Genomic DNA, 9134 nt, shown 5'->3' with positions numbered 1-9134 from the left:
GGGGCCGTGCGCCGCGCGCGGCCGCCCGTGGCGACCACGGCCGCCGCCGCGGTCAGCAGCCCCAGCACGGTGTACGCCGCGGTGCGGCGCGGCAACGACGGCCCTGGCGCCGGCGTCGCCTGCGCCTGGTCGACCACGGGCCGCGACGAGAGCCGGGTCGTCGCGGGGGAGGTGGTCCGGCCGGCGGGTCGGGTCGAGCCCGGCGTCTGCCCCGCCGCGGTCGTCGCGGTGCTCGGGTGCTGCGCGGCGGGTGGGGTCGTCGTCCGGGACGTCGAGGGGCCGGTGGACGTGGGCCGCGTGCTGCCGCCCGGCGCGGCGACGGTGGGCGACGGCGTCGACCCGGCCGTGGAGGTCGGGCTCGTCGTCGAGCTCGGCGAGCCGAACACCTTGTGCCACAGCGGGTCCAGCGGCTGGCCGGCCACCACGGTCACCGGCACCGAGGGCACCAGGGGCCCAGGTGCGACGTCGGGCGTCACGGCGAGCGCGGACAGGGCGAGAGCGACGGGAGGCACGTCGGACCAACGAGCCGCGACCCGCGAGGTCACGGGCGCCGCGCTGTGGCGAGGGTCTCAGCAGGTGCGCAGCAGCCGGTCGAGCACGCGCGTGCCGAACGCCAGCGCGTCGAGCGGCACGCGCTCGTCGACGCCGTGGAACATGGCCGGGAAGTCCAGGTCCGCGGGCAGCTGCAGCGGCGCGAAGCCGAAGCCGCGGATGCCGATGGTGCTCAGCGCCTTGTTGTCGGTGCCGCCCGACAGGCAGTACGGCAGCACGGGGGCACCGGGGTCCTCGGCCTGCAGGGCCGCGACCATCCGGTCGACCAGGCGGCCGTCGAAGCTCGTCTCGAGCGAGACGTCGCGGTGGTAGACCTCGACGTCGACGTGCTCGCCGGCCAGCTCGCGCACGGTGGCGAGCAGCTGCTGCTCGTGGCCCGGCAGGTACCGGCAGTCGACGAACGCCTCGGCGCTCTGCGGGATCACGTTGTGCTTGTAGCCCGCCTTGAGCATCGTCGGGTTAGAGGTGTCGCGCAGCGTCGCGCCGACGAACCGCGCGACGGTGCCGAGCCGGTCGAGGAAGGTCGAGGGGTCGTCCGGGTCCAGCTCGACGCCGGTGATCTCGCTGACGCCGTCGACGAACTCGCGCACCGTCGGGGTGATCTCGAGCGGCCAGGCGTGCTCGCCGATCCGGGCCACCGCGGCACCGAGCCGGGCGACGGCGTTGTCGGTGGCGATCTGCGAGCCGTGCCCGGCGCGGCCGTGCGCCACCAGCCGCAGCCACGCGATCCCCTTCTCGGCGGTCTGCAGCAGGTACAGGCGCACCGGGTCGCCGTCCTTGCCGTCGACCGTCACCGAGTACCCGCCGACCTCGCTGATCGCCTCGGTCACGCCGTCGAGCAGGTCGCGCCGGTGCTCGACCAGCCAGTGGCTGCCGAGCACCCCGCCGGCCTCCTCGTCGGCGAAGAACGCGAAGACCAGGTCGCGCGGCGGGCGCCGGCCCGAGCGGGCCAGGTCGCGCAGCACCGCGAGCATCATCGCGTCCATGTCCTTCATGTCGACCGCGCCGCGGCCCCACAGGCACCCGTCGCGCTCCTCGGCCCCGAACGGCGGCAGCTGCCAGTCCGCGGCGTCGGCGGGGACGACGTCCAGGTGCCCGTGCACCATCAGCGCACCGCGGTCGGCCGTGCCCTCGGGGTCGCCCTCGACCCGGACGACGACGGACGCCCGGCCCGGCTCGCTCTCGACCAGCTCGGGGGCGAGCCCGACGTCGGTGAGCAGACCCATGACGTGCTCGGCAGCGGCCCGCTCCCCCGGCCCCGAACCGTCGCCGAAGTTGCTGGTGTCCAGGCGCAGCAGGTCGCGGCAGAGGTCGGCGACCTCGGCCACGGCGGCCTCGCTCGGACCCTCGGACGGCTGCTCGCTCGACCGCTCGGACGGCTGGGGTTCGCTCACCCGGTCACCGTAGTGCCGGACGCCGGACGGTGGTCCGGGGCGCCCCGACCTGCGTGTTAGTCTCTACGTCGCACTGAGCGGCTGCACGGCAGCTGGTCGGTCCACTCGTCCGGGTGGCGGAATGGCAGACGCGCTAGCTTGAGGTGCTAGTGCCCTTTAACGGGCGTGGGGGTTCAAGTCCCCCTCCGGACACCACGCACCACGACCTCCGCGGTGGCAGCATGCTCCTCGTGAGCGACCCCCGCAGCGCGCTGGACCGCTTCGACCTGACCGGTCGCGTCGCCGTCGTCACCGGCGGCACGCGCGGCCTCGGCGAGGGGTTCGCCACGGCCCTGGCCGACGCCGGTGCGGGCGTGGTGCTCGTCGGCCGCGACGAGGCTCGCGGCTCCCTCGTCCGCGAGCAGCTGGCCGACCGCGGCGCCGACGTCGAGTTCGTCCGGGCGGACGTCACGGTGCCGGACGACGTCACCCGGGTGCTCGGGGCGACGCTCGAGCGGTTCGGCCGGGTCGACGTCCTGGTCAACAACGCCGGTGCCTGCGTCCACGCGCCGGCGCTCGAGGTGACGGACGAGGACTGGCGCGCCGTCATGGACGTCAACCTGGACGCCGTGTGGCGGTGCGCGCGCACCTTCGGCCGGCACTTCGTGGCGCAGCGCTCCGGCGTGGTCGTCAACATCGGCTCGATGTCGGGGATGGTCGTGAACCGGCCGCAGTGGCAGCCGGCCTACAACGCGTCCAAGGCCGCGGTGCACCACCTGACGCGCAGCCTGGCGGCCGAGTGGGCGCCCCACGGCGTGCGGGTCAACGCGCTGGCGCCGGGCTACATCAAGACCGACATGTCGCCGGTCGACGAGCCGCAGTTCCGCCGCCACTGGATCGAGGACGCGCCGATGCAGCGCTACGGCACGGTCGAGGAGCTGGCGCCGGCCGTCGTCTTCCTGGCGAGCGACGCGTCGTCCTTCGTCACCGGCTCGGTGCTCGTCGCGGACGGCGGCTACACCGCGTTCTGAGCGCCTCTCCCCCGCACACCGCGCGCCGGGTTAACATCCGGCCGAGACGACGACGCCGACGGGGAGGTGCGCCAGGTGCCGCACGCCGAGCTGTCGCTGCCCCGCCCCGCCGAGCGCCCGCCCGAGTACGGGCACGACGCGCTCGTCGTCTGCGACAACCTGGTGCGGATCTACCAGACCGACGCCGTCGAGGTGCAGGCGCTGCAGGGCCTGGACCTGCTGGTGCACCGCGGCGAGATGGTGGCGCTCGTCGGGGCCTCCGGTTCGGGCAAGTCGACGCTGCTCAACGTCCTGGCCGGCGTCGACACCCCGACGGCGGGCCGGGCGCACGTCGACGGCCACGACCTGCTCGCGATGTCGCGCGCCGAACGCGTGCGCTACCGGCGGCACGTGGTCGGCTTCGTGCGCCAGCAGACGGCCCGCAACCTGGTGCCGTACCTGACGGCCGAGCAGGTGGTCGACCTGCCCATGACGATCGCCGGCACGCCCCGGGCCGAGCGACGGCGCCGGGCGGCCGAGCTGCTGGACGCCCTCGGCGTCGGGCACTGCGCCGGCCGCCGTCCGGCGCAGCTGTCGGGCGGCGAGCAGCAGCGGGTGGCGATCTGCGTGGCCCTGGCCAACGACCCCCGGGTGCTGCTGGCCGACGAGCCCACCGGCGAGCTCGACACCGAGAGCGCGGAGGAGGTCTTCGACGCCCTGCGCACGGCGAACCGCGACCTCGGCGCCACCGTCGTCGTCGTGACGCACGACGCCGCGGTGAGCGGCCAGGTGGCGCGCACCGTCGCGATCCGCGACGGCCGCACGAGCAGCGAGGTGCTGCGGCGGGCCGCGGACGGCGCGGACGGCGGCACCGAGCTCGTCGCCGAGGAGTACGCCGTGATGGACCGCGCCGGCCGGGTCCAGGTGCCGCGCGAGTACCGCGAGGCGCTGGACCTGACCCGGCGGGTGCGCCTGGCCCTCGAGGGCGACCACGTCGCCGTCCGGCGCGACGAGCAGGCCGGCGCGTGACGACGTCCGCGCCGCTCGTCCAGGTGCAGGGCCTGACCCGCACGTACGGCACCGGCGCCGCGACCGTGCACGCGCTGCAGGACGTGACGTTCGAGGTCGCGCCGGGCGAGATGGTCGCCGTCGTGGGCCGGTCCGGCTCGGGCAAGACGACCCTGCTGAACATGGTGGGCGGGCTCGACCGGCCGGATGCCGGCACGGTCCGGGTCGACGGCACCGACGTCACGGCGCTGGACGACGACGGGCTGAGCCGGCTGCGTCGCGACACCGTCGCGTACGTGTTCCAGACGTTCGGCCTGGTACCGGTGCTCACGGCGGCCGAGAACGTCGGGGTGCCGCTGCGGCTGCGGCGCACGCCGGTCGCCGAGCGCGAGCAGCGCGTCGAGCTGCTGCTCGACCTGGTGGGGCTGCGCGAGCACGCCGACCAGCGGCCGGGCGAGCTGTCCGGCGGCCAGCAGCAGCGGGTGGCCGTCGCGCGGGCCCTGGCCGGGTCGCCGCGGCTGCTCGTCGCCGACGAGCCCACCGGCCAGCTGGACGCCGAGACCGGCCTGCAGGTCATGGCGCTGCTGCGGGCGCTCGTCGAGCACGAGGGCGTCACGGTCGTCGTCGCCACCCACGACCCGGTGATGATGCGCCTGGCCGACCGCGTCGTCCGGCTCGCCGACGGCCGCGTGCAGGCCTGAGGGTGGCCACCGCGTGCTGATGCTCGTCGCCCGCCGGGCGCTCGTGCAGCGGCGCCTGCTCGCCGGCGTCCTCGCGCTCGTGACCGCCGGGGCGACGTTGCTCGGCGTCTGCGCCCTGCTGCTGACCAGCTCGCAGGACCGCGCCTTCGCCGAGGGCGTGCGGCGCACCGCGCCGCAGGACGTCGAGCTGACGGCGTTCGTCACCGAGGTGGCCAGCCGCGACGCGGCGGCTGCGCGCGCGGCGGCGCAGGACGTCGTCGAGCGCGCGCTCGGGTCGCTGGGGTCGACGTCGACGAGCACCGCGACCGCGGCACCGCGCGAGCTCGGCAGCAGCGCGCGGCTCGGCTACCTGGGCAGCCTGGACGTGCCGGACGAGCGGGCTCGGCTGACGTCGGGCCGGTGGGCGGTGCCCACGGCGGACGGCACGCCGCTCGAGGCGGTGGTGCCGCAGGCGGCGGCCGACCGGTTGCGGCTGGTCGTGGGACGCCGGCTGGTGCTCGGTCCCGAGCTCGGCCTGAGCGACGTCGAGGAGCCGGTCACACTGGTGGTGGTCGGCACCTACCGGCCGCGCTCGCTGCAGGCGTGGCAACGAGACCCCCTGTCGGGCAAGGGGTTCGACCCGGCGTACAGCGACGGCACCCGCGCCACCCCGGCGTACGGCCCCTTCCTGGTCGCCCCCCAGGCGCTGCTCGCGAGCGGCTCGACGGTCGACTCGCTGCAGGTCACGGGCCGGCCCGAGCTCGTCGGCGCGACGGCGGACTCGGTGGAGGCAGCCGTCACGGGCGTCGAGCAGGCCGACGCCCGGCTGGCCGCGGCGGTCGGCAGCCGGGCGCGCAACACCAACGTGTCCTCCGAGCTGCCGCAGACCCTGCAGGCCGTGCAGGCGCAGGAGGCCACCACGCGCTCGACGGTGCTGGTCGTCGTCCTGCTCGGGACGGCGCTCGCCGCGGCGGCCCTGGCGCTGGCCGGCCGTCTCGTGCTCTCGGTGCGCGAGGACGAGCGCGCCCTCCTGGTGGCCCTCGGCACCGACCGCCGACAGCTCGTCGCGGCCACGGTTGCCGAGGCGGCGCTGCTGGCGCTGGTGGCGGCGGTGCTGGCGGTCCCCGTCGCCGCGCTGCTCCACTCGTGGCTCACCCACCGGCCCGACCTCGAGGCCGCTGGCCTGGCCCAACGACCAGCCGTGACGGGGCCGCTCGTGGCGGTGGTGGGCGCGGGCGCGCTGCTGCTGTCGGCCGCGCTGGCGGTGCCGGGGCTGGTCGGCGACCCCGCCGCCCGGCCGACGTCCCGCCGCCGGGCCGTGGTCGCACGGTCCGGTGGCGACCTGCTGCTGGTGGCGGTGGTGGTCGCCGCCTGGTGGCAGCTGCGCGGGCAGCCGGCGACGACGACGTCCACGGGCACCGTGGTGCTGGTCGTCGACCCGGCGCTGTGCGTCGCCGCGGCCGCCGCGGTCGCGGTGCGGGTCGTCCCCGGGCTGCTCGGACCGCTCGCGCGGGCTGCCGCGCGCGCCCGCTCGCTGCTCGTCCCGCTGGCCGCGCTGCAGGCCGCCCGGCGTCCCTACGCGGTGACGGCCTCGGTGCTGGTGGCGGTGGCTGTCGCGTCGGCCACCTTCGCGCTGTCGTGGCGCAGCACGTGGGAGCGGTCCCAGGCCGACCAGGCCGACCTGCGGGTGGGCACCGACCTGGCCGTGACGCTCTCCGCGCCGCCGACGGGCCGAGAGGCGGCGGCCGTCCGGGTGGCGGCCGGGGGCACCGTCTCGGCGGTGACCACGCGGCCCGTCGCCCTGGGTCGTTTCGTCGGCGACCGCGGGGCCGCGCCCGTGCTCGTCGGCGTCGACGCCCGCCGGGCCGGGCAGGTGCTGCGCGGGCGGCTGGACGGCGACCGCACCTGGGCGCAGGTGGGCGCAGCGCTCGCCCCGGCTGCCGGGCCGACGGGTCTGCCCCTGCCGGACGACGGCCGTGGGCTGGTGCTCACCGCCGGCCTCGGCGGCGGCCTGAGCGGGGCCACGGTCGCGCCCACGCTGCTGCTGCAGGACGCCACCGGGCTGCGCACCACCGCGGCGGCCCGACCGGTGCCGGCCGACCACCGGCCGCACCCGGTGGTCCTGCCGGACGCCGTGCCCGGCGCTCAGCGCCTGGTCGGGGTCGAGCTGGTGCTGCACGCATCGGCCGCGGACGTCGTGCCCACGACGTCCGGACCCCCGGGGACCACGCCGCTGGCGGTCGAGCTGGAGGTGCCCGGCCGCGCGCCGGCGCCGGTCGACGCGTGGTCCGCGCGGTCGCTGGGCGAGCTGCCCGGCACGGCGGGCTCGGTGACCACCCGCACCACCGAGGGCCCGGGCTCGACCACGGTGCGCACGACGGCCGAGGTGACCCCGGACTACTTCCCGTACGAGGACGTCGACCTGCTGGCCACGGCGTTCGCCCCACCGGCGAGCGTGCCGGTGGCCGTCTCGCGGGCGCTGGCCGACCAGGTGGGCACCCGGGTGGGCGGCAGCTTCACCGTCACGGTCGACGGCGCCGACGTCCCGGTCACCGTGGTGGACGTCGTGCCGGCCGTCCCCTCGGCGCCCGACCAGCTGGCCGTGCTCGTCGACGGCGACACGCTCTCGCGGGCGCTCGTCGGGGCCGGGCGGCTCGGGCCGGTCGTCGACGCGTGGTGGGTCGGCGACCCCAGCAGCGGTGCGGCGCAGGCGGTGCGGCGTCTCGGGGTCGGTGACGTGGCCTCGCGGGCCGGGACGACGGCCGAGCTCGCGCAGGGCCCGCTGCGGGTGACGCTGCCGGCCGCGCTGCGGACCCTGGTGGTCGCCGGTGTCGTGCTCGTGCTGGCCGGCGTGCTGGTGCTGCTCGTCGCCGAGGTCGGTGGGCGCGCGGTCGAGCTGGCGCGGCTGCGCGCGCTCGGCGTGCGGCGGCGGGCGCTGGTCGGCTCGCTCGTGGTGCAGCACGGTGCCGTGCTGGGCACGCTCGTCCTCGTCGGTGCCGCCGTCGGGGCGGCAGCGGCCGTCGCGCTCGGCCCGCTGCTGGTCCGCTCGGACGTCGGGCTCAGGCCGACACCAGCGCCCCGCGTCGTGTGGCCGACGGCCGCGGAGCTGCTGCTCGTCGGCGGGCTGGTGCTGGCCTGCGGCGCTCTCGCGACGGTGGTGGCGGCCGTGCTGGTGCGCCGGTCGGACGCCGCCCACCTGCGGGTGGGTGACGCATGAGACCTCGCCTGCACGGCCCGAGCCTGCGCGGCCGGGCACGGGCCGACCGGGCGGCGCTGCTGCTGGTGGGTGGTGTCGTCGCCGTCGTGACCGGTCTGCTCGCGGCCGTCCCGCCGGTCGCCGAGCGCACCGCCGACCGCGCCGTGGCCGACGCCGTGGCCCGGTCCGGGGACGCCGGGCGGGTCGTCGTCCAGGCGCCGTTCCCGCCGTCCGACCCGACGGGCACCCCCGTGCGCGACCCGCGCAGCGCCGACGAGGTGGCGAGCACGGCCGCCGAGGCGCAGCTGCAGATGACGCGGGAGCTGGCGGCGGTGCTGCGGCCGGGCGTCGCGACGGTGCGCACCACCGAGCTGCACCTGCGCGAGGGCGGGCCGGGTCGCTACCTGCGGCTGGCCTACGTGGTCGACCAGCAAGGAGCCCCGCACGTGACGTGGACGTCGGGCGGCCCGCCGGCGGCCACGACCCGGCAGGTCGGTGCCGCCTGGCCGGTGCAGGTCGGGTTGTCGCAGCCGGCGGCGGAGGCGCTGGGGCTGCGCGCGGGTGACCGGCTGGACACCGAGGACGAGTTCTTCCGCCGGGTCGCGGTGCGGGTCAGCGGGGTGTTCACCGCCGACGACCCGCGCGACGACGCCTGGCGCGCCGTGCCGCAGCTGCTGCACCCCGACACCGGACGGGGCGGGACGACGAGCCGGACGACGGCGTCCGCCCTGGTCTCGGCCGACTCGCTGCCCGACCTGCGCGTCGCCGTCCCCGAGCAGGACGTGACCCGCTCGGTGGTCTTCACGCCACGGCCGGAGCGGCTGCGCTGGCGCGCCAGCCGCGACCTGGCCCGGGACGTCGTCACCCTGCGCACGACGTCCGGTGCCGGAACCGACGCGTCGTCCTCGGTGTCGTGGGACAGCCTGCTCGACGGCGTGCTGCTCGACGCCTCGGCCGCCGTCACCGCGGCGCGGGCCCAGGCCGCCGTGCTGCTGCTCGGTGTCCTGGTCGTGGCCGGGCTGGTGCTCGTGCTGGCCGGGCAGCTGCTCGTCCGCCGGCGCGCGGGCGCCCTGCTGGTCGAGCGCGAGCGCGGCGCGACGGTGCTGGGGACCGGGCTCGGGCTCCTGGTCGAGTCGGTGGTGGTCACCGCGGTGGCAGGCGCCGTCGGGTTGCTCGCCGTGGGTCTGCTGGTGGGTCGGCCGTCGCTCGCCTGGCCGGCCCCGGCCCTGGTCGTCGCGGCCCTGGCCGCACCGGTGCTGGGCGTGGCGGCGGTGCGGTCGGCCGTCGGCGGGCGGCGCCCGCCGACCGGGCGCTC

Annotated in this window: 5 protein-coding genes, 1 tRNA gene and 2 pseudogenes; 6 read left to right on the top strand and 2 right to left on the bottom strand. The window is 77.2% G+C overall.

What is annotated here, in order from left to right; all coding sequences use genetic code 11:
* Together ACYVJ4_RS18810 and ACYVJ4_RS18805 are read right to left on the bottom strand one after the other, a co-directional pair.
* Window positions 1-512: pseudogene (locus ACYVJ4_RS18810) on the bottom strand (hypothetical protein); the annotation flags it as partial.
* Between the two features lie 57 nt (window positions 513-569).
* The gene (locus tag ACYVJ4_RS18805) at window positions 570-1946 is read right to left on the bottom strand and encodes a M20/M25/M40 family metallo-hydrolase (RefSeq protein ID WP_460461556.1); all 1377 of its coding nucleotides are present in this window, start codon (window positions 1944-1946) and stop codon (window positions 570-572) included.
* 107 nt (window positions 1947-2053) lie between these two features.
* On the opposite strand from ACYVJ4_RS18805, the gene ACYVJ4_RS18800 reads away from it, so the two are divergent.
* The 6 genes and pseudogenes from ACYVJ4_RS18800 to ACYVJ4_RS18775 form a co-directional block, all read left to right on the top strand.
* A tRNA-Leu gene (locus tag ACYVJ4_RS18800) sits at window positions 2054-2141 on the top strand.
* A gap of 35 nt (window positions 2142-2176) precedes the next feature.
* Window positions 2177-2956, top strand: a complete 780-nt coding sequence (locus ACYVJ4_RS18795; RefSeq protein ID WP_460461555.1) for an SDR family NAD(P)-dependent oxidoreductase — start codon at window positions 2177-2179, stop codon at window positions 2954-2956.
* A gap of 66 nt (window positions 2957-3022) precedes the next feature.
* Window positions 3023-3964, top strand: coding sequence for an ABC transporter ATP-binding protein (locus ACYVJ4_RS18790; RefSeq protein ID WP_460461554.1), 942 nt, complete (start codon window positions 3023-3025; stop codon window positions 3962-3964).
* Window positions 3961-4644: an ABC transporter ATP-binding protein gene (locus ACYVJ4_RS18785; protein WP_460461553.1), complete on the top strand. Its 684-nt coding sequence runs from the start codon at window positions 3961-3963 to the stop codon at window positions 4642-4644. Before ACYVJ4_RS18790 ends, ACYVJ4_RS18785 begins: the two co-directional genes overlap by 4 nt.
* Before the next feature lie 19 nt (window positions 4645-4663).
* Window positions 4664-7840 carry an FtsX-like permease family protein gene (locus ACYVJ4_RS18780; RefSeq protein ID WP_460461557.1) on the top strand — a complete coding sequence of 1059 codons (3177 nt, stop codon included), beginning with the start codon at window positions 4664-4666 and terminating at the stop codon, window positions 7838-7840.
* Window positions 7837-9134: pseudogene (locus tag ACYVJ4_RS18775) on the top strand (FtsX-like permease family protein); the annotation flags it as partial. The gene ACYVJ4_RS18780 and the pseudogene ACYVJ4_RS18775, both read left to right, overlap by 4 nt.

It is taken from the genome of Angustibacter peucedani (assembly GCF_054779595.1).
This window is presented reverse-complemented; position numbering and strand designations above follow the sequence as displayed.

Bases quoted from the DNA above. Each gene is read 5' to 3' on its own strand.
- ACYVJ4_RS18780 (WP_460461557.1), top strand. From the start codon at position 4,664: ATGCTCGTCGCCCGCCGGGCGCTCGTGCAGCGGCGCCTGCTCGCCGGC.